This is a genomic window from uncultured Parvibaculum sp. (assembly GCF_963975745.1).
Classification (GTDB): Bacteria; Pseudomonadota; Alphaproteobacteria; order Parvibaculales; family Parvibaculaceae; genus Parvibaculum.
This window is the reverse complement of the sequence record NZ_CAXBIB010000007.1, coordinates 57,381-76,291: the sequence shown is the minus strand read 5'-3', so window position 1 is coordinate 76,291 and position 18,911 is coordinate 57,381. Positions and strand designations below refer to the sequence as shown.

15 protein-coding genes are annotated in these 18,911 nt (G+C 61.7%); 4 read left to right on the top strand and 11 right to left on the bottom strand.

Annotated features, from left to right (window positions below; translation table 11 throughout):
• The first annotated feature begins 35 nt into the window (after window positions 1-35).
• Together AAC071_RS07445 and AAC071_RS07440 are read left to right on the top strand one after the other, a co-directional pair.
• A complete protein-coding gene (locus AAC071_RS07445; protein ID WP_339831341.1) occupies window positions 36-494 on the top strand; it encodes a VanZ family protein in 459 nt (152 codons plus the stop codon).
• A 142-nt stretch (window positions 495-636) separates the two neighbouring features.
• A complete protein-coding gene (locus tag AAC071_RS07440; protein WP_339831339.1) occupies window positions 637-1,506 on the top strand; it encodes a hypothetical protein in 870 nt (289 codons plus the stop codon).
• A 136-nt stretch (window positions 1,507-1,642) separates the two neighbouring features.
• On the opposite strand, the gene AAC071_RS07435 is transcribed toward AAC071_RS07440, so the two are convergent.
• The 8 genes from AAC071_RS07435 to wbaP all read right to left on the bottom strand — a co-directional run bounded on the left by AAC071_RS07435 (window position 1,643) and on the right by wbaP (window position 11,822).
• The gene (locus tag AAC071_RS07435; protein ID WP_339831338.1) at window positions 1,643-4,261 is read right to left on the bottom strand and encodes a methyl-accepting chemotaxis protein; all 2,619 of its coding nucleotides are present in this window, start codon (window positions 4,259-4,261) and stop codon (window positions 1,643-1,645) included.
• A 303-nt stretch (window positions 4,262-4,564) separates the two neighbouring features.
• On the bottom strand, window positions 4,565-5,248 hold the full coding sequence (locus tag AAC071_RS07430; RefSeq protein WP_339831336.1) for a glycosyltransferase family 2 protein: 684 nt from the start codon (window positions 5,246-5,248) through the stop codon (window positions 4,565-4,567).
• A complete protein-coding gene (locus AAC071_RS07425; protein WP_339831333.1) occupies window positions 5,221-6,306 on the bottom strand; it encodes an N-acetylneuraminate synthase family protein in 1,086 nt (361 codons plus the stop codon). The genes AAC071_RS07430 and AAC071_RS07425 overlap by 28 nt, the downstream gene beginning before the upstream one ends.
• Window positions 6,303-7,169: a sugar nucleotide-binding protein gene (locus AAC071_RS07420; RefSeq protein ID WP_339831332.1), complete on the bottom strand. Its 867-nt coding sequence runs from the start codon at window positions 7,167-7,169 to the stop codon at window positions 6,303-6,305. The genes AAC071_RS07425 and AAC071_RS07420 overlap by 4 nt, the downstream gene beginning before the upstream one ends.
• Window positions 7,170-8,219, bottom strand: a complete 1,050-nt coding sequence (locus tag AAC071_RS07415) for a methyltransferase domain-containing protein (RefSeq protein ID WP_339831330.1) — start codon at window positions 8,217-8,219, stop codon at window positions 7,170-7,172.
• Window positions 8,220-8,292: 73 nt separating this feature from the next.
• Window positions 8,293-9,009: a glycosyltransferase family protein gene (locus AAC071_RS07410; RefSeq protein ID WP_339831329.1), complete on the bottom strand. Its 717-nt coding sequence runs from the start codon at window positions 9,007-9,009 to the stop codon at window positions 8,293-8,295.
• Window positions 9,006-10,007, bottom strand: coding sequence for a UDP-N-acetylglucosamine 4,6-dehydratase (inverting) (pseB, locus tag AAC071_RS07405; RefSeq protein WP_339831328.1), 1,002 nt, complete (start codon window positions 10,005-10,007; stop codon window positions 9,006-9,008). The genes AAC071_RS07410 and pseB overlap by 4 nt, the downstream gene beginning before the upstream one ends.
• Window positions 10,008-10,259: 252 nt before the next feature.
• Window positions 10,260-11,822 carry an undecaprenyl-phosphate galactose phosphotransferase WbaP gene (gene wbaP / locus AAC071_RS07400; RefSeq protein ID WP_339831327.1) on the bottom strand — a complete coding sequence of 521 codons (1,563 nt, stop codon included), beginning with the start codon at window positions 11,820-11,822 and terminating at the stop codon, window positions 10,260-10,262.
• A 150-nt stretch (window positions 11,823-11,972) separates the two neighbouring features.
• Here wbaP and galT point away from each other — a divergent pair, with 150 nt between their 5' ends.
• Together galT and galK are read left to right on the top strand one after the other, a co-directional pair.
• On the top strand, window positions 11,973-13,007 hold the full coding sequence (galT, locus tag AAC071_RS07395; RefSeq protein WP_339831326.1) for a galactose-1-phosphate uridylyltransferase: 1,035 nt from the start codon (window positions 11,973-11,975) through the stop codon (window positions 13,005-13,007).
• On the top strand, window positions 13,004-14,053 hold the full coding sequence (gene galK, locus AAC071_RS07390) for a galactokinase (protein WP_339831324.1): 1,050 nt from the start codon (window positions 13,004-13,006) through the stop codon (window positions 14,051-14,053). The genes galT and galK overlap by 4 nt, the downstream gene beginning before the upstream one ends.
• A gap of 18 nt (window positions 14,054-14,071) precedes the next feature.
• On the opposite strand, the gene AAC071_RS07385 is transcribed toward galK, so the two are convergent.
• The 3 genes from AAC071_RS07385 to AAC071_RS07375 form a co-directional block, all read right to left on the bottom strand.
• Window positions 14,072-15,652: an MHYT domain-containing protein gene (locus AAC071_RS07385; RefSeq protein WP_339831321.1), complete on the bottom strand. Its 1,581-nt coding sequence runs from the start codon at window positions 15,650-15,652 to the stop codon at window positions 14,072-14,074.
• A 72-nt stretch (window positions 15,653-15,724) separates the two neighbouring features.
• A complete protein-coding gene (locus tag AAC071_RS07380; protein ID WP_339831319.1) occupies window positions 15,725-17,419 on the bottom strand; it encodes a DUF368 domain-containing protein in 1,695 nt (564 codons plus the stop codon).
• A gap of 125 nt (window positions 17,420-17,544) precedes the next feature.
• Complete coding sequence (locus AAC071_RS07375) at window positions 17,545-18,858, bottom strand: alpha-glucosidase/alpha-galactosidase (RefSeq protein ID WP_339831317.1); 1,314 nt, start codon at window positions 18,856-18,858, stop codon at window positions 17,545-17,547.
• Between the last annotated feature and the right edge of the window lie 53 nt (window positions 18,859-18,911).

Sequence of the window (18,911 nt, the reverse complement as noted above, 5' to 3'; positions counted from 1 at the left end):
TGTCCCGGCACGATGCCGTCACGAGAAGTCTCTCAATGTCCCTTAGCGATCCCCACATACTTCGCCGCATCCGGGTGGCGCTTGCGCTGATCTGGCTTGCTCTCGGGCTCGCCGTTCTCGCCGGCTCGTTGCTGCCCAATCTCGGGCCGTCATCCTTTCATATCCCGCTGGCTCATGCCGACAAGCTCGTGCATTTCTCGGCCTGGGCGCTTCTGGCGGTCTTTGCGCCGCCGCTGCTTCTGCGCTTCGCGTCACGGCTTGCCGCGGCCTCCGCCCTCTTTCTGATGAGTGGCGCGATCGAGCTTGTCCAGGCTTTCTTTCCGACACGCTCGGCCTCCTTTGGCGATCTTGCGGCGAACGGGCTTGGGATTCTTGTTGGAACTCTTTTCGGCGTTCTGGTCGCCGCATTCCTTGTCCGGCGGAATCGCATGGTGGCAGCGCGGCTTGCCTTTGACGGCGACGTCCAGCTTGTCGTGCCGGACCGCGCCAGTTGAGCGAGATGGGGGATCTTCTCGCGGCACAGCTGCTCGTTCCTAGCCCTCAGGCTGCCCTGGATAACGCCAGCGTCGCAATGGACCACCGATCAGGATGGCTGTTATAGATCTGCATCGAAAATGGGGCGGGGGGCAGGGAGTCATGCAGGGCCGATCAATACCGCGGGATCTTCTGATCCTGCTTTCCATCTCGATCCCGCTCCTGCTTGTCGCCGGTGTCCTGTTTGTGGCGGGTGAGTATTTGGTGACGGGTTGGGATGGGCTTTCGCTGGCGCTCTATGGCGTTGCCGTGCTCGGTGTCTGGGCCGTCCTGGTGCTTTGCCTGTGCGCCTGGATTGTCCTGCGTGACGGAATTCGGCCGTCAGGCATCCTGCCGGCGATGGTTTTGGCCATTGCCTTTGGCGGTGCGGGTATCTGGGGCGGGTTGAAGTTTCTCGAACAGAGACGTTGCGAGCAGTCGGCCGACTTCTTTGCGAGGATTGCGACAGCTTCTCCGGCGGATCGCGAAACGCTGATCGAAATGCATCCGGATATACTGGCCGAACCGACATGGTGCGGCCTCGATGCGGTGCAGTACTGGTTCGGTCTCGATCACGAAGGCCGTCCCGTGGCGCCGGGCGGCGATGCCGATCGGCTGGCGGCGCTGCGCCGTCTGCTGGCGGCGGGACTCATGCCGGATGAGCGACTGATGCGTGATGCGGCGCGCGGCGGCGATGCCGCCGCGATCGCTCTCTATGCCGAATTCCGCCTGGAGAGTGGCATCGACCCATGGCCGTTGCGCCCTGCCGTTGCGGCGTTGCAGGGCTACGAGTATGCGCCTGACGATGCGCCGCGGCGTCCGGACCATCTGACGACCTTGCGCCTGTTCGTCGAAGGTGGCGCCGATGTCTGCAGCACGCCCGATAACACCGTCAGCCTTGCCGTACAGATGGACCGCCTGGCGTTGCCCTGGCGCGAATGGGCGCTTCCGGACGACGCAAGCCGCACTTGCGGCGAGACCTTTCGTCCTTAGCATCCGGTTCGTTTGCCACGAGCATCTGGATGCGGGCGTTTCCGATGTATCTGGCCGAAGCCGCCCTCATGCGGTCACGGGGTCCGGCGTGCCGGACCCCGCAATCGAATGCAATCGTCTTCGTCTCTTGGACGGATCAGGCGGCCTTGATGGAGCTCAGGAAGGAATCGACCCTGGCGCTCAGGCTTTCCGACTGCTGCGACAGTTCATTCGCGGCACTCAGGACCTGGCCGGTCGCGACACCGGTCGACCCCGCGGCCTCCGTCACGCCGGCAATGTTGAGCGTCACCTCCTGCGTGCCCTGTGCGGCCTGCTGGACATTGCGCGCGATTTCCTGCGTTGCCGCCTGCTGCTCTTCGACAGCCGAGGCAATGGTTGTTGCGATTTCAGCAACGCGGCCGACGATCTCGCCAATGCTGCCCATGGCCGTCACGGCGCCCTCGGTCGCGTTCTGAATGGCATCGACCTGCGCGGTAATGCCCTCGGTCGCCTGAGCGGTCTGGTTGGCGAGGGATTTCACCTCGGAGGCGACGACCGCGAAGCCCTTGCCGGCTTCTCCGGCGCGTGCCGCCTCGATCGTTGCGTTGAGCGCCAGCAGGTTGGTCTGCGCGGCGATGTCGTTGATCAGCTGGACCACATCGCCGATCCGCCGTGCGGCCTCGGCGAGGCTCTTCACCGTATCGTTGGTTTGCGTGACTTCGCTGACCGCCAGGGCGGCAATCTCGGCCGACTGGGTGACCTGTCGGCCGATTTCCGCAACGGTCGAGGAGAGCTCTTCGGTTGCGGAGGCGACAGTCTGCACATTGCCCGAGGCCTGGTCGGACGCGCCGGCGACGGCAACGGCCTGACGCGAGGTTTCCTCGGCGATCGCCGACATGTTCTGCGACGTGGCCTGCAGTTCGGTGGCGGCCGATGCGACCGTTTTCAGGACCGCGCTGACATCGCTGTCGAACGAGCGGGTGAGATCGTCGATGATGCGTGCCCGGCGCTCGCGCTGCTCCTGAGCGGCCGCTTCCTTTTCGGCGAGCTCTTTCGCCCGGATCATATTTTCCTTGAACACAAGTACGGCCCTGGCCATAAGACCCACTTCATCGCCGCGCTCCGTCGCCGGGATCTCGACTGCGTGATTGCCGCCTGCCAGCACGTTCATGGCATCGGTCATGGCGGTGATCGGCCGTGTAATGCCGCGGGCAACGAACAGACCGAAGGCGGCGAGTATGACCAGTACGCCAAGGCCGATGAGCGCGGCATTGTTCCGCATCCTGTTGGCCGGAATCATCATCTCTTCAATGTCGATCTCGCCAATGACCGCCCAGCGAACGCCCTCGAAATCGAAAGGACGATATGCCGAGAGTACCGGGACGCCCCGATAGTCGAGAATGTCCCTGATGCCGCTTTCGCCGGCCAGCGCAGCCTTGACCGTCTCGCCCTCGATCCTGGTTTCGAGAATCGTCGAGGTCTCCGAGAAACGGGAGTCGCTGCGCATCAGATAGTCGCCGCCGACCAGATAGGTCTCGCCGCTTTCGCCCATGCCTGCGGATGACTGCATGACGGCATTGATGCGCTCGATCGGCATCTGGAAGGCGAGCACGCCGAGGAGGCGGCCATTGCGCATGACCGGCGTGGCGATGAAGCTGGCCGCGGCGCCGTTGCTCGGGGCGTAAGGTGCAAAGTCGACAAAGGCGATCTTGCCGGCCGTGGCGCCATTGCTCACGGTATTGAAAACCGTGGCGAGATCGCTCGTCTTCCACTCGCCGGACTTCAGATTCGTTCCGAAATCAAGTTCCTTGAAAGTCGAATAGACGATGTCGCCGCCGCGTGAGATCAGGAAGACGTCATAGTAGCCGCGCAACTCAGTGAACTGACGGAACCAGGGATGATAGGCACCGTGTGCGATGCTGTAGGCTGAGCCGTCGGCGGCCTGATCGAGCTTGTGTTTCTCGCCTGTCGGATGGGGGTTCGCCTGAATATAGAGGTCCTGCAGGACCTGCGTACCGCGGCCGTCCCGGTTGATCTCGCGGAAGCCCTGGTCGAATGCGACGAGTGCATCGGCGACCGTACTGCTGGTCGCTGTAACGGCAAGATCTTCCCGTATGCTGCCAAGGTAGGACTGAAGGGCATCTGCCCGGGCCTGGGCAAGTGCCTCGTATCGAACTTCGGCTTCGACATGCAATGCGTCTGCCGCTTGAAAATAACTCATCGTTCCGACTGCGACGACCGACAGCAATGCGGCCGTTGCGACGAGGCCCGGAATCTTGACGGCAAGAGACATATTCTTGAAGCGATGTATCATATTGTGCATCGTTTTCTTCTCTGGTTCTGGTCGAGTGGCAACATTGGTTGATGGGTGTGAATGCGAGGCCTTGATCATGACGCTCGACAGCAATTCGTAGACCGCGGCCCAGGCAGCACGAACGTCGGGTGTGAATTTCTCCCCCAGCCCCTTCTCGAGTGTCCAGAGAAGCGCGTTGCCGACGGCCGTGTAATCCGCCGGCTTGACGCCGTATCCGGCGTGCCGGCGTCCAAGTTCTTCGACAACAGGTACCAGACGATCGAGATCGTTCAGGCCGTTGACCGCCAATGCGAGCATTTTCATCAGCTTGCGGCCCTGTTCCTTCAGGTCACCCTTGAAGAGCGGCCGGAGCTCGGGCGCGGTTTCGAACAAGCGACCGTAAAAGAGCTCCGCCGCCTGGTCCGCGATCGGCGCCACGGCTGCAAAGGAGCTCTGCACATGCTGCCGGATTTCCGGTGTCATCGATTTATCCCCCTCTGTCCGCATGGAACGAGTTGCAGCCTGAGATGATGGGCTGCATAAGTTGGCGGACGCTCAGATATGTCTTTCCCCGGCGCATGATTGGCGATCATGCGATAAAGCGCGCTTAACCAAGTTCGATCTTGTGGGTAAGGATTTGTTGACGAACTGGATCGGCATTGGCGACCGGTCCGCCTGCCGCGAAATCGGGCACAACCGTGAAACATTGATGCGGAATCTGCCGGAAGATCGGCGGCGAGCGTCAGGGTGCAGTCAATTTTCCGGACGAGGGTGCGCCGGACGGCGTCACACCGGCGTTGATGCCGAGTGCCAGGCCTTTGTGATGTCCTGGCCGATCAGGCGGCCCAAGGCGCCCAGAATGCGCCAGTTCGCGCGCCATCGCCGGTCAAAACGCGGAGCATCCCTGCGTGGTGTGCCGTTGACGGGCAGTTGACGAAATGAAGCGCCCCGCCGAAGCGAATTGACGGCGAGTTCCGTGCCGATCGAGCCGGTGTGATCGAATCCACCATTTTCGGACAGGAGGCGCAGGTCATAGCCCTTCATGCCGCAGAGTACGTCGTCAATGCCGAAACGTATCTTGACATAGAGCCCCATGATCGTCTCGGCCAGACGCTGCTTGCGCGGTCTGACGCCGAGGACGAGCGGTACATGCTGTGTTTCGAGAATGTCCCGGAATCTCGCGATCAATGCCGGATCGTGTTCGCCATCCGCATCCATTGTGATGGCAAACTTGAAACCCAATTCCTGTGCCTTTTCGAAGGCCCGGTTCAAAGACCCGTCATATCCGAGATTCGTCGTATTGCGGACCACGGTGGCGCCGGCGGCGGCTGCTATCTCGCCCGTGTCGTCAGGCGAGCAGTCATCGATCACGATGACTCGTGCCTGTCGGACGGCCGCGGCGACGACGCCTGCAATCGTTTCGGCTTCCCGATAGGCCGGGATCAGGACTGCGGTCCGATATCGCTCCACAGCAGTTCCTTTCCCGCTTCCTTTTTCGTCGTCAGGCGCTTTCCCAGAATGCCGGCAATCGCACTGGGCGGGATGGCACCTTCGGGACAAGGCCGCAAGGCCTCCAGGTGATCTTCCGAGAGAACCGTCCCTGCCGGCGAGGCGTTCCGCAACCGCAGCGCCCGACGCTGGATCACGACCGTTTCCGTCTCGTTGGCCTCGATCCGCTTGATGCCGTCGCCGAGGGCCAATTCAAGTTCGCGGGTTGCGTCGACCATGGCACGCCATGTCACCGGGTCGAGTGCAAAGGAATGGTCGGGTCCCTCGCGTGAGGTGTCGTCCGTAAAATGCTTTTCGACGATGCGTGCGCCGAGCGTCACGGCACCCAGCACCGCCGAATGGCCGGACGTATGATCGGAAAAACCCAACACCATGCCCGGCCAGCGGGCAGCAAAGGTCTGCAGGACGCGCAGGTTGACATATTTGAAGTTCTCGGGATTGCCGGTGTAGTTGGTGTTGCATTGCATAAGACAGAGCGCGCCATTGTATTGCAGGATCAGGCCGACGGCTGCCTCGACCTCCTGCATGGTTGCCGCACCGCATGCCAGCAATATGGGTTTGCCGGTTCTCGCCATCTGTGCGATGGCGGCGTGATGCGTGATGTCGCCCGACCCGATCTTGTAGGCCGGCACGATTTCGCGAAACATGTCGATCGCCTCGGCATCATAAGGAGTCGTCATGAAGTCGATCTCCGCCTTCCGGCAGGTATCGAGCAGTTCCTCCGTCCAGTCGCGGCGCGTGTGATACTGGTCGTAGACCTCGACGACAGACTTCTTCCATTTCGCCTGATGCGAAACCTGGCTTGCCGATCCTTCGAAACCGACCTTGCTGACGATCCGCTCGGCCAGGAAGTGCTGAAACTTGGCGCAATCGGCGCCGGCTTCCTTCGCGCGCCAGATCAGATCCTTTGCCCGCCCCAGGTCGCCATCGTGATTGGCGGCAAGATCGGCGATGAAATAGGTCGGCGATTCGAGCGAAATGTCGCGGGTTCCGATGCGGAGCGCGGTCTGGTAGTTCATGGACGACCTTCCCTGTACTGGTTCAGGACCGAGGCAACGACCTCTTCGAGCGTCGGCAGATGGTAACCAAGAACCTGCTCGGCGCGCCCGACGTCAAGGCCGAGATGGCCGGCGCGCCTTGTTGAGAGTTCGCCGACGGAGCCCGCAACCGCAGATGTCAGCCTAACATCGAGCTGGCGTGCGACCTCACGAAGAAATGCCTCCTTTGTATAGACGACGCTGGCGGCGAGGTTGAAGAGCCCGGTCGCGCCAGCCTCGACCATGTCGAGCGCCGCGCCCGCAAATGTCCGGACATCGATGGAGGACGACCATGCGTCGTTGAAGAGTGTTGCGGGACGGTCATGCAATACGACGTCGATGGCCCATTCGGCGAAAGTCGGGTGCTTCCATCGACGAATGCCGACGATGCTGGTGCGCAAGACCAGCGCATGCGGCGTCGTCAGGGCAAGAGCCTCGCCGGCATATTTGGCGCGGGCATATTCGTTCACGAGGGAAACCGGTGCCCCCTCGTCATGGGGCGCGGCGCCGCCATCCAGGTAGTAATGGTCGGTCGAGACATGGAGCAGCACTCTCCCGGTTCGCGACGACCAGTCTGCCAGAAAGGCAAGCGGACGGGCATTGATGCGCCACGCGGCTCCGGGGTCGCGTTCGCAGGCGTCGATATCCGTGAGAGCGGCGCCGTTGACGACGATATCGGGTGCTTCGGCGTCGAGCGTTGCGGCCAATGCGGCCTCGTCGGCAATATCGAGCGCGATCGGTGCATCATGACGCGCCGCCTCAAGGACCGTGTGACCGCGTCGGCGCCATTCCGGCGCGATGGCCTGGCCGAGAAGACCGGTGCTGCCGAGAAGGAGTGCTTTCATTCAGGTTCCGCTCTCGAATTTCAGAAGCATATGCACTTCGGAGGAAAGTCGTCTGCTGTCGAGACTTTCCTGCATCCCGTCGACGGCCGGCTTCAGCATTTCCTGCCAGATGGCGGCCGACTCTGCCGTCGCCTCGTTTTGTGCCAGTCGTATCAGAATGCCGCGATAGAGATCGACGATGTCGCTGCCGAACCACCATTCAGCCATGCGCCGCAGACTGAATTCGCGACAGGTCCACTCAAGCGATGACTCGGTGTAAAGATGAGTATGGGCGCCCGACAGATGCCGTTGCATGACCTCGGGGAACGCTAGCTCGAAGAATACACTCGGGCTGAACAGCGGAACCGAAATATAGACATATGATACCGATGGATTGGACCTGAGTGCTGCCAGCAGCTGTCGAGGTTGCTGCAGATGCTCCAGAACACCGATCAATGAAACGACGTTCGCCTGAAGCTGTCCTGCGAGCGCCACCGTCTCGTCAAGCGCATGCATTTCGACCAGCTCCTCGCCAGCCATATCGTTGGCCAGCGCGACCTGGGTCGCGGATACTTCATGCCCACGCACGGTTACGAGACCTGTCGATCGCAAGGCAGCGACAAAATATCCGGAGCCGGCACCGAGATCCGCATAGGAAAGTGTCCCGGGATCCTCGCCGAGTGTGGCAAGGGATTCGACGAGAAATTTTGCTTTCGGAACGTAGATGTCGCGGGTGCGGATGCGATACGCTTCGCGGTCGGCGGCGCTATAGGCGCGGGCATATGCCGCGCCGGAGGCATCTGTGTAAACGGCGGCGCAAAAGGCGTCGCTGTCCTCATACGCGCCATTGAGATGACCGCAGCGCGGACAGATCATGTAGTCGACGCCGAGCTTGGAAAAGGCGACTTTGTCAATCGGGTTGTCGCACGCCTTGCAACGCGTCCGGCGTGCTTGTTGTGCATAGAGGGCGGCGAGCTGCCGCTGTTCATCCAGCAACCTTTCGTTGTCACTGAAGAAGTGCGACTTGAGGCTCAGCAATGGCCCGCTCGGTTTGCCGTATCGCCGAATCATGAATTGATCCTCAGCAGTATCTGGAAGAATGGAGCCTGGTCAGCAAACGGATCGGTGGTTCTGCTCCTGCGGGTCAGCGCTGCCGGTGCACGGCATTCAGGGTTTCGAGTTCGGGATGGGCGCTGCAGATTTTCAAGGTCTCGGTCCACGGCGGGATGCCCGGACCCAGACGGGCAAACAAGGCGCGGCAGAATTCGAGATCCTCAGGAAAATCGAGCGTCCAGCGGAGCTTGCCGAGTTCGGGATTCGGACCGCCGAGCGACAGGCGATGAATGCCGGAAGCACGCCGCAACCATGGAGTTACGTGTTCTCGATCATAATCGTCGGTCGCTTCGTTCCAGGCGCGCGCCAGCGCGTCAGACCTGAAGGCCTCGCAATCGAGGCCGTGCGGATAGCGGTGCGAGAAATTGTTTGCGGCATAGTCGGCGGTGTCGTCGGCCAGCAGCATTGCGAGCACCTCGCCGCAAAGTCCGGGATCGATCAACGGGCAATCGCTGGTGACCCGCATGACGACACTGGCCCTGAGGCTCTGTGCGGCATGGTGATAGCGGTCAAGCACGTCGAGCTCGGCGCCGCGAACCACTACGGCGCCACAACGCTCCGCTTCGGCGGCAACGGCGTCGTGACGATCACCTTCCGGAATAGCGCAACAGACCTTGTCGATGCCCGGAATGGCTGCGCATCTTGTCAGGACATGGTCGAGGACCGTCGTGCCACCAAGCTCCATCAACACTTTTCCAGGCAGGCGTGTCGATGTCATGCGCGCCTGAACGATCACCGCCTTTGTCATTCCGCGGCTCTTGCGTTGTAGGTCGCGATCTCCTCGGCAGTGAGAAAACGATGGTTCGTGCCCGAATTGTATTCAAAGCCTTGATCCACCGGCTTGCCGCGCTCGCCACGCCGGTTTGTCAGATAATCCGCATCGCCGTTGAAAAACTTGATCGTCGGCCGGATCACATAGTGACCGTCGAATTCGACGGTCAGGTGGCTGTCATCGGCCGGGCACATGACTTCATGCAGTTTCTCGCCGGGCCGTATGCCGATGACTCTTGTCGGCAGCTTCGGCGCCATTGCCGCAGCCAGATCCATGATCCGGACGGAGGGGATCTTCGGCACGAAAATCTCGCCGCCATGCATGCGCTGAAGATTGTCGAGCACAAAATCGACCCCCTCCTGCAGCGTGATCCAGAAACGCGTCATCCGCTCGTCGGTGATCGGCAGCTCCTTTGCGCCATCCTGGACCAGTTTGGCGAAGAAGGGCACCACCGAGCCGCGCGAGCCGACGACATTGCCGTAGCGCACGACGGCAAAACGCGTCGGGGCGCTGCCGACCATGTTGTTGGCCGCCACGAAGAGTTTGTCGGAGGCAAGTTTGGTCGCGCCGTAGAGATTGATCGGATTGGCAGCCTTGTCGGTCGAGAGCGCCATGACATGGCCGACCCTGTTCTCAATCGCGGCCTTGATCACGTTCTCGGCGCCATGAATGTTGGTCTTGATACATTCCATCGGATTGTATTCGGCGGCCGGCACCTGCTTCAGGGCGGCCGCGTGAATCACGATGTCGACACCCTGCATGGCCTGGCGCAGTCGTTCGCCGTCGCGCACGTCGCCGATGAAATAGCGCATTTCGGACCCGCCGAATTGCTGGGCCATCTCGAACTGCTTCAGCTCGTCGCGCGAGTAGATCACAAGGCGCCGCGGGCGGTGGCGCTCGATCAGCGTGCGGGTGAATTTCTTGCCGAACGATCCCGTGCCGCCCGTGATCAGGATCGACTTGTCCTCAAACATGGCCCTGGCTCTGCCTTTTCGAATGATTCGTGCCCGCGCCCCCGCCGGCTGTCCCTCATTCTTGCCAGAGTTAACCTTTACGGATGGTTACCAAGGGTTCGGATTACCAGCGGGCCGACGGTGGCGTGCCGGGCATGCCCTTTTGTCAAGTCATTGATTCTGTTGATATCCTGTCATTCAGGCGCAGAAGACCCGACGACCTGCCGGGCGCCGGATCTGTCGATTTCGCCGCCTGGGCCGGTTAAGGCCGGTTCAGCAGGCGCCCTGGCGGAGCAGCACTGCGGGCAGCGTCTTGAACATGATCGCGATATCCTGCCAGAGCGACCAGTTCTTCACGTACCAGGCGTCGAGCTGAACGCGGCGCAGATAGGTCGTGTCGTTGCGGCCGCTGACCTGCCACAGGCCGGTAATTCCGGGCTTGGCCGAGAGGTAGTATTCGGCATCCTCGCCATAGCGCAGGACTTCCGGATAGGTCACCGGCCGCGGGCCGACAAGGCTCATCTCGCCGCGGATCACGTTGATCAGTTGCGGCAGTTCGTCGAGGCTCGTCTTGCGCAGGAAATGACCGACCGGCGTGATGCGGGGGTCGTTGCGCAGCTTCTGGTCGCGGGCCCATTCGGCCGCGCGAAGCGGGTCTTTTTCGAGGATTTCCTTCAAAATGGCGTCGCTGTCGACATGCATGGTCCGGAACTTCCGGCACATGAATTCGCGCCCCTTCTCGCCGACGCGGCGGTGGCCGTAAAAGGCCGGACCTCCGTCCAGGCGGATCAGTGCCGATACGGCCCAGAAGAAGGGCGAAAGCACCACCAGCGCCAACGAGGCGACGGCGAGATCGAAGCTGCGCTTGACGATGCGTGCCATCGGCCGGTTCAGATTGTCGGCCAGCGTCAGCATGACAAGATCATGGCTGAAGAAGTTGCCGGTTTCGAGCGCCATGACGCCGATCCCCTTGACCGGCGGGATGATCGAGAAGGCGATGCGGGCACGGTGCAGCGCGCGCAGGACATGGTCGAGACCGGCCATTTCCTCGGGCGAAGGGGCCAGCACCACGAAGCGTGCGCCATAGCCCGCACAGGCGAGTTTCAGTGCTGCCGAGAGCTGGCCGCCGGCCCGGTAGAGAAGGCTGCCGGGATTGGCGGCATTGGCCTCGGAGGTCAGTTCGGCAAGGTCGATCGTGCCGGCGATTTCGTAGCCCAGATAGGGTTCCGATTCGAGCACCTGCGCGGCCTCATCGGTGTTCTCTTTCGAACCAATCAGCAGGACCGGCGCGGTCCAGCCGCCGTATCGCTTCAGGACATGTCTCATGGCGATACGCGCCAACGGCACAAGGATCAGCGCCCAGGCCCAGGCCTGGAGCATCCAGAGGCGCGAGAAATAGTCCTTGGTCAGGTAAAGCAGGAACCCGTCGATCAGCGCGACCAGGGCGATCGCCTTGACGATCTCCTTGGCTTCGGCCCAGAAGGGCGTGCGCTTCGAATAATGGCCCTTGGCTGCCCACCAGAGAACCGGAAGCATCAGCAGGAGCCCGATGCGCACCAGACGGCTGGCAAGCTCGTCGGCTTCCAAAGCGCCGAATTCGGTGTTGAAAAGCTGGATATTGACGCCAAAGGCGATAAAGCCGGCGATCAACTGCGCCAGGACCAGTGCACCCAGATCGCCCATCAGCAGCATGAAACGGTCGGCCAGCGGCGTCAGCCGCGAGCCCGCGCTCTGCTCGCGCGTGGCGGCGTCCGCCAATGCGGGGAGGGGCGAGGCGACGGGAGTTGCGGCCTCGAATGCAGGAATCTGTTTGTTCAGTGCGGTCACGATACTCACGCCAACAATGTGTCCGAATGCGACAATTGCTTCGTGAGAGCGCAAATTGTGCGCCAGAATAGCGCTGTCCCGGCCTGACGGTTCGATTCTGGTTAATGCCGGGTTAATGCAAGAGCGGAGCCGTTGTTGTTTACTCTAAGACGACATTCGATGCCGGGTGGCCGCGAGTTGCTGCTTTACGGACGCAAGGCGCATGATGCGCCGCCGCTTCCGGTCCTGCCGTCCGAGCCGCCTGCGGCGCCACCGCATCTGCGATGGCATCCATTTCTTGGTGAGTGGGTGGCCTATGCCGGCGCTAGGCAGGGGCGCACCTTCCTGCCAGATCGGGCAGCCTGTCCGTTGTGTCCCGCGGGTGAAGGGCGTATTGGCGAAATTCCGTTTGCCGAATTCGAAATCGCCGTCTTCGAGAACCGCTTTCCGGCATTGATCGCAGCACAGGCGGCTCCTCCCGACATAGCGGGTATTGTCGCTGCCCCGGCCGAAGGACGGTGCGAGGTAGTGGTCTTCTCTGCCGATCATGCAGGTGGACTCGGCACGCTTCCGGTCGACCGGCTGGCGCTGCTGATCGAGGTCTGGGGCGCGCGGATCAAGGCGCTGCGTGACGAGGCAGGGCTTTCTTGCGTGCTTCCCTTCGAAAACCGGGGCGAGGAGATCGGTGTCACGCTGCATCATCCGCATGGACAGATATACGCCTTCCCCTTCGTGCCGCAGCGTGTGTTGCGCGCGGCCAAGGCACAACAGGAGAGCCCGATTGTTGCCCGCCTCATCGATGCGGCGCCGCACGAATTGGCGATCGACACCGAGGACGCCGCCGTCTCGTTCGTGCCGCCCTTCGCCATGTATCCCTTCGAGACCTGGCTTGCACCGCGCCGTCGGGTCGCCGGTCCGGATGCGCTTTCTCCGGTCGAAACGGAGGCACTGGCGCGGTTGTTGCGCAGGGCCATTCGGCGGCTTGATGGACTTTTCAGTCGCCCCATGCCCTACATTCTGACTGTGCAGGCGGCGCCGCGCGGATTCGAACAAAGCTTCCACATGACGATCGAGATCCGGCCGTTCCGACGCGACCACGACAAGCTGAAATTCCTGGCGGGTGTCGAACAGGGTGCGGGCGTCTTTCTGGTCGACGTGCTGCCTGAACAGGCGGCGGCACGTCTGAAGGCGGTCGATCCGGAGACAGGCGCATGAGTGATGCATTCATGCGCGTGTTCGGCCGCGGGTCCGTTGCCCGGGCCTCGGCTCCGGGAAGGGTCAATCTGATCGGCGATCACACCGACTATGCGGAAGGTTTCTGCCTACCAATGCCGCTGCCGCTCGAAACGCATGTCGCGCTGGCGCCGGCAGATGGCTTTCGCGTCCACAGTGAGGAGATGGAGGACACGCTGGACTTTGATCCGTTTGGCCCGCCGCGTGGCAACTGGAGCGATTATGTCGCCGGCCCGCTTGCCGAACTTGTGAAAGCCGGATTCACGGTGCCGCCCGTCGAGATGACGGTGCGCTCGTCCGTGCCGTCAGGGGCCGGACTTTCATCGTCGGCCGCGCTTGAGGTCGCCACGCTGCGGGCGATGCTGTCTCTCACCGGACAGGCGGTTTCCGACAGCCGGATTGCACACCTCGCACAGGCTGGCGAGAATAACTATTGCGGTGTTCAATGCGGCATTCTCGACCAGATGGCGAGCGCCATGGGCCGGTCCGGTCAGGCACTGCTCCTCGACTGCCGAACGAGCACAGGCCAGCTCGTTCCGGTGCCGCCTGGATTTCATTTTGAGATCGTTCATTGTGGCGAACCGCGCCGCCTAGCTGACGGCGCCTATAATGCGCGACGTGCTGCGACGGTCGAGGCGGCGCGTCGTCTCGGCGTGACAGCCTTGCGCGATGCCGATGCTTCCCGGATTGCTTCCCTGTCCGATGACACAATGTTGAAATATGCCTGCCATGTCGTGACCGAGAACGCGCGGGTGCTCGCCGCAGCCACGGCGCTTCAGGCAGCGGACATCACCGGTTTCGGCCGGCTGATGAATGAAAGTCATGCTTCTCTGGCGCAGGACTTCGAGGTCTCGACGCCGGCGCTCGACCGTCTCGTCGAGAGCGCGCGCGATGCTGGTGCGGTTGGCGCGCGTCTGACCGGTGCGGGATTTGGCGGTTGTATCGTTGCCCTGCTGGCTGGCGATTCACCCGAATGGTGGTCGCGCGTTGCCGTGGACAATCCCGGCGCATGGCGCGTGCCGCTTTGAAGGCTGGCTGTTTCATGGTCAGGAAAGGCTGCGCACTTGCTGAAGGCGTGCCGGCGGCCCCGCCAGCACGCGCCCGGCCGGGAAGAGGATACTGACCGTCGTGCCACGCCCCTTTGTGCTATCGATTTCCAGCGAACCGTCGTGATATTCCATCAGGCATTTTGTCAAGGGAAGTCCGAGGCCTGTGCCTTCGTATTTGCGGGCGAGATCGGAGTCGATCTGGCCGAACCGCTCGAGTGCCGTCGGGATGTCTTCGGCCGCGATGCCGATGCCGGTATCACTGACGCGGATGACAAGCGCTCCGTCTTCAACAGCGCTGGTAACGCGCACTTGCCCGCCGGGCGGCGTGAACTTGACGGCGTTCGACAGCAGGTTCAACAGAACCTGCCGGACACGCCGGTGGTCGGCACGGATGTGCGGCAGCGCTCCGGCCGTCCCGACATGCAACCTAACACCGCCGGCTTTGGCCTGGGCCTCGATCATGCGCACGGTATCGCCGATGGCATCGGCAATATCGACAGTCTCCTCGTTGAGCTGCAATGCGCCAGCGTCGACACGGGTGAAGTCGAGAACATCGTTGATCAGCGAAAGCAGGTGCTTGCCGCTTTTGAGGATGTCGTCGGCATAATCCTTGTAGCGTGCGCTGCCGAGCGGCCCGAAAGTCTCCGCTGCCATGATCTCCGAAAATCCGAGTATCGCGTTGAGCGGCGTTCGTAGTTCATGACTCATCGTCGCCAGGAACTGGGACTTGGCCTGATCGGCCGAGGCAGCTGCGCCCAGCGCTACCAGCAGATCCCTGGATGTGATTTCGAGTTTGCGCTTGGTGTCCTCAAGTTCTGCCACATAGATGCGAAGCTTTTCGGCCTCCTTTACCGCGCGGTCGGCGAGGTGGCTGTCGACAGCCGATCCGGCAAAGGCCAGCGCGACAATCAATACCGTGATTGCCGCAATCGGAATTGCCAGCGAATGTGGATTCACAGTGTTTTCGATTAGCGCGATACCAGGGTCGGGCACGATCGAGACAGCTGCCATGCCGGTGAAATGAAGGGCACAGATCGCGAGCGCCAGAAGACCGGCGCCGGCAAGGCGTCCCACGAGCCCGGGCTTCGAGAATGTCGTTTGTAGTGCTGCCGCGGTCAGACTCACACCAAGAAGGACCGAAGCGGCGACAAGCGCGCGGTCCCAGACGAGATGGCCTTGCAGGCTGACAGCGGCCATGCCGACATAGTGCATTGCTCCTATCGACAGGCCTGCGATGGCGCCGCCGATACCCGCCGGTCTCATGCGGGCAGCGATGAAAAAGCCGAGGGTCGTCAATGCCAATGCAATGAACAGGGAGGCGATCGTAAGGCCCGGCGCGTAACCGACAGGCTCGCCGTGGCGAAAGGCCAGCATCGCAATGAAATGGGTTGCCCAGATGCCGCTGCCCGCAACGACGCCGCCGGCAAGTACCCAGGGCGTGCGGCCCTGGGATCCGGTTTCGCCGGCATGGACAAGCAGTCTGAGGGCCGTATAGCTGGCGAACAGACAGACGAAGACCGCCAGAGCAACGAGGCTCGGGTCGTGCTCAATGATGATGCAATTATAGATTGTTAACATGCTCCTGCATTGAAGCATGCCGCCGATTAAGGTCTTCTTAAGCTAATCTAAACGTCGGGTTTTTTGGTTGACTCACGTCTGTTGCCGCTGCTCCGCCTCTTCCTCTTCCGATTTCTGCGCCAGACGGTCGAGTAGCCGGAAGAGCAGGGCGCCCGCCACCATGGCGATCAGGCCAGCGGTGACGCCGCTGTCGAACTGGTCGGGAAAGTAGGGATGCGATGCGACCAGGCGCATTTTCTCGTCGATCAGGGCGTATTCACGCTCCTTGAACGGCCACACGGCCAGCAGGGAGCCAGCCAGAATGCCGATCACCGTCAGCATCGTCTGGCGTTGATAGTGCGTCAGCAGCCAGGAGATGGCGCGCGAGAATGCGAGCGCTCCTGCAATGACACCTGCAGCCAGCGGCACGAGGAACGAAAAATCGAGCCGCCCCAATGCATCGATCGTATCGGTATATTTCCCGAGGATCAGAAGTACGAATGATCCTGAAATACCAGGAACAAGCATGGCGGCGATGGCGATCATGCCGCAGAGGAAAATGAACCAGATATCGTCGGGTGTGCGGACCGGCACGAGAATCGATACGGCGAGGCCGAACGCGGCGCCGAGAACGAGCCAGATCCAGTGCAGCCGGCTGCCATTGTCGACATGCGAGACAAGGCCGACCACCGAAGCCGCGATCAGGCCGAAAAAGAAGCCGAAGGTGGCTTCGGGAAATTCAGTGACCAGTACCGAGAGCGGCACGATGCGGGTGAAAATGACAATGGCGAGAACGGCGCCGATCCCCAGCGGTAGCAGAAACAGAAAGTCGATCCGTCTCAGCGCCGCCATGATTTCCCGCTGTCCCAGCTGGCGCAGAAACGCCATGTCGACATGTGCGATGGCTGCAATCAATCGCTTGTAGACGCCAAGGATCAACGCCATCGTGCCGCCGCTGACGCCCGGCACCAGATCGGCGGCGCCGATGCACATGCCGCGCAGAACCTGTCGCGTCGGATTGACGTTGTCGTGATGGGCGACGTTCAGCTTGTCGACAGTGCCGATCCAGAGGGCAAGTGCGGCCTCGGTCTGACGCACCGCAAAGCCATATATCCACCAACCGAAGGGCGTGCCCCGCACCAGGCCGATTGTCAGCAGCGTCACGAACCCGCCGCCGATGACCACATCGGTGGCCCAGTGTGCGCCGGCCGCGATGCGTGGCATGGCAAAGAGGAAACCCAGAACGAATCCCAGCAGGCCGAGACGCCAGTTGAATCCCACCCACCACAACACGGCAATGATCATCGTAACGGTCGCATGGTCACCGGGGAAGCTCGAGTTCGACCCTTCTTTGGCGAGCGACCAGGGGACAAGGGTCTGGATCGAGTGATAGCTGTCGAGCGCCAGCGAGGGCGAGAGACGCGGAAAGGCGATGATCTCGCGTTGCAGAACGATCACCACCAGCAGGACCACGGCTGTCATGATGCCGAAGGCCACACCGTCGCGGAACCGCGCCAGATCGCCGCGCGAAATATAGGCAAGATAGATACCGAAAATGATCAGCGCCGAGAAATAGTCGAAGCGCCGGTCGCCCGACAGCGCCCAGATGATCGCCATCGGCTCCCAGGCGACGGTCGCGTTTGCCGCCCGGAAGACCCATAGGTCGAAGGCATCCCAGAACGCGCGCGTGATGTCGATCGGCCACCAGGAGGCGAAGAGCAGGGCGGATAATCCTGTCCAGATCAGCAGCGTTTTCCATTGCCAGGTTCTGGACAGTGCGAATTCCATGTCGATTTCCCCCTTCGCCGTGCGAATCGGCTTCTGCCCCCGCCGCCAACCGCGTCGGGATTTTATATTTGCGTCGCCCAAATGACACAAAAATCGGTAGATGGCTGTCTTTTTCGGGGGGGGCGTCAGCGGAAGCGCGGCAGCCAGTCCCCATGCGCCTCGATCAGGTCGTCGACGAGATTCCAGATCTGGTCGAGCGACAATTCGGCGGCGGTATGGGGGTCCAGCATGGCAGCGTGGTAGATATGCTCCCGTTTGCCGGTTGCCAGCGCCTCCAGCGTCAGCGCCTGCACATTGATGTTGGTCTGCATCAATGCGGCCAGATGCGGCGGCAGCGTGCCCACGTTCGTTGGTGTCACCCCGTTCGCATCGATGCGGCACGGCACCTCGACGCAGGCGCCAGCCGGCAGGTTATCGATCAGGCCGTGATTGGCGACATTGCCGTTGATGACGGCCGGCTTGCCCGAAACGACGGCACGCATGATCTTGGCACCATATTCGCCCGAGAACTTGACCTCCAGGCGGTTGGCCGAGACAAGATCGCGCTCCTGGGCATCCCATGCCGAAATCTGTTCCTCGCAGCGGCGGATATATTCGTCGAGAGGTATATTGAATTTCTCGATCAGCTCCGGCCGGTCGCGCTTGATGAACCAGGGCACATATTCGGCAAAATGCTCGCTCGATTCGGTGACGAAATAGCCGGTTCGACGCAGCACCTCGTATCGTACCTTGTTCCATTCGGGTTCGGCATCCGAGGCGGCAATTTCCTTCAATCGCGGATAGAGGTCCTCGCGCGTGCCATCGGGCCGCTCGTGTTCGAACCGCGTGTAGAAAGCCATGTGGTTGATGCCGGCGCATTGGTAGCGCAGCGACTTGTAGTCGACACCGAGATCCTTCGAGAGTTCCCAGGCGGTGCCCTGGACCGAGTGGCAGAGGCCGACATGTCGGATGTCGGGCGCCATGCGGTTCAGCGCCCAGCAATTGATTGCCATCGGATTGACATATTGCAGCATCAACGCCTTTGGGCAGAGTTCGCGCATATCGTTTGCGATCTCGAGCAGCACCGGCACAGTGCGCAGCCCGCGCATGATGCCGCCGACACCCAGCGTGTCGGCAATGGTCTGCCGAAGGCCGTATCTCTTCGGAATTTCGAAGTCGGTGACGGTGCCGGGCTTGTAGCCGGCGACCTGGATCATCACGATGACGAAATCGGCATCCTTCAACGCCTCGCGCCGGTCGGTCGTTGCAGTGATCGTGGGGGAGACCGAGAGGCTGTCGGCGATCTTGGCCGCAACGATCGCCGAAGTCTTCAGGCGGGCCTCGTCGATGTCGTGAAGCGCGATCTCGCAATCGGCGAAAACATCGTTCAACAGGATGTCGCCGACCAGATTCTTCATGAAGACCGTGCTGCCCGCGCCGATCATGCAAACTCTGGTCATCCGTCGTCCTTCCCGTGCCGCCTTGCGGTCCTGCCGCCGTTTCCGGCAAGTTA

Coding starts and splice junctions, on each gene's coding strand:
- AAC071_RS07445 (WP_339831341.1), top strand. CDS start 36: ATGTCCCTTAGCGATCCCCACATACTTCGCCGCATCCGGGTGGCGCTT.
- AAC071_RS07440 (WP_339831339.1), top strand. CDS start 637: ATGCAGGGCCGATCAATACCGCGGGATCTTCTGATCCTGCTTTCCATC.
- AAC071_RS07435 (WP_339831338.1), bottom strand. CDS start 4,261: ATGACACCGGAAATCCGGCAGCATGTGCAGAGCTCCTTTGCAGCCGTG.
- AAC071_RS07425 (WP_339831333.1), bottom strand. CDS start 6,306: ATGAACTACCAGACCGCGCTCCGCATCGGAACCCGCGACATTTCGCTC.
- AAC071_RS07420 (WP_339831332.1), bottom strand. CDS start 7,169: ATGAAAGCACTCCTTCTCGGCAGCACCGGTCTTCTCGGCCAGGCCATC.
- AAC071_RS07415 (WP_339831330.1), bottom strand. CDS start 8,219: ATGATTCGGCGATACGGCAAACCGAGCGGGCCATTGCTGAGCCTCAAG.
- AAC071_RS07410 (WP_339831329.1), bottom strand. CDS start 9,009: ATGACAAAGGCGGTGATCGTTCAGGCGCGCATGACATCGACACGCCTG.
- pseB (WP_339831328.1), bottom strand. CDS start 10,007: ATGTTTGAGGACAAGTCGATCCTGATCACGGGCGGCACGGGATCGTTC.
- galT (WP_339831326.1), top strand. CDS start 11,973: ATGCCGGGTGGCCGCGAGTTGCTGCTTTACGGACGCAAGGCGCATGAT.
- galK (WP_339831324.1), top strand. CDS start 13,004: ATGAGTGATGCATTCATGCGCGTGTTCGGCCGCGGGTCCGTTGCCCGG.
- AAC071_RS07385 (WP_339831321.1), bottom strand. CDS start 15,652: ATGTTAACAATCTATAATTGCATCATCATTGAGCACGACCCGAGCCTC.
- AAC071_RS07380 (WP_339831319.1), bottom strand. CDS start 17,419: ATGGAATTCGCACTGTCCAGAACCTGGCAATGGAAAACGCTGCTGATC.
- AAC071_RS07375 (WP_339831317.1), bottom strand. CDS start 18,858: ATGACCAGAGTTTGCATGATCGGCGCGGGCAGCACGGTCTTCATGAAG.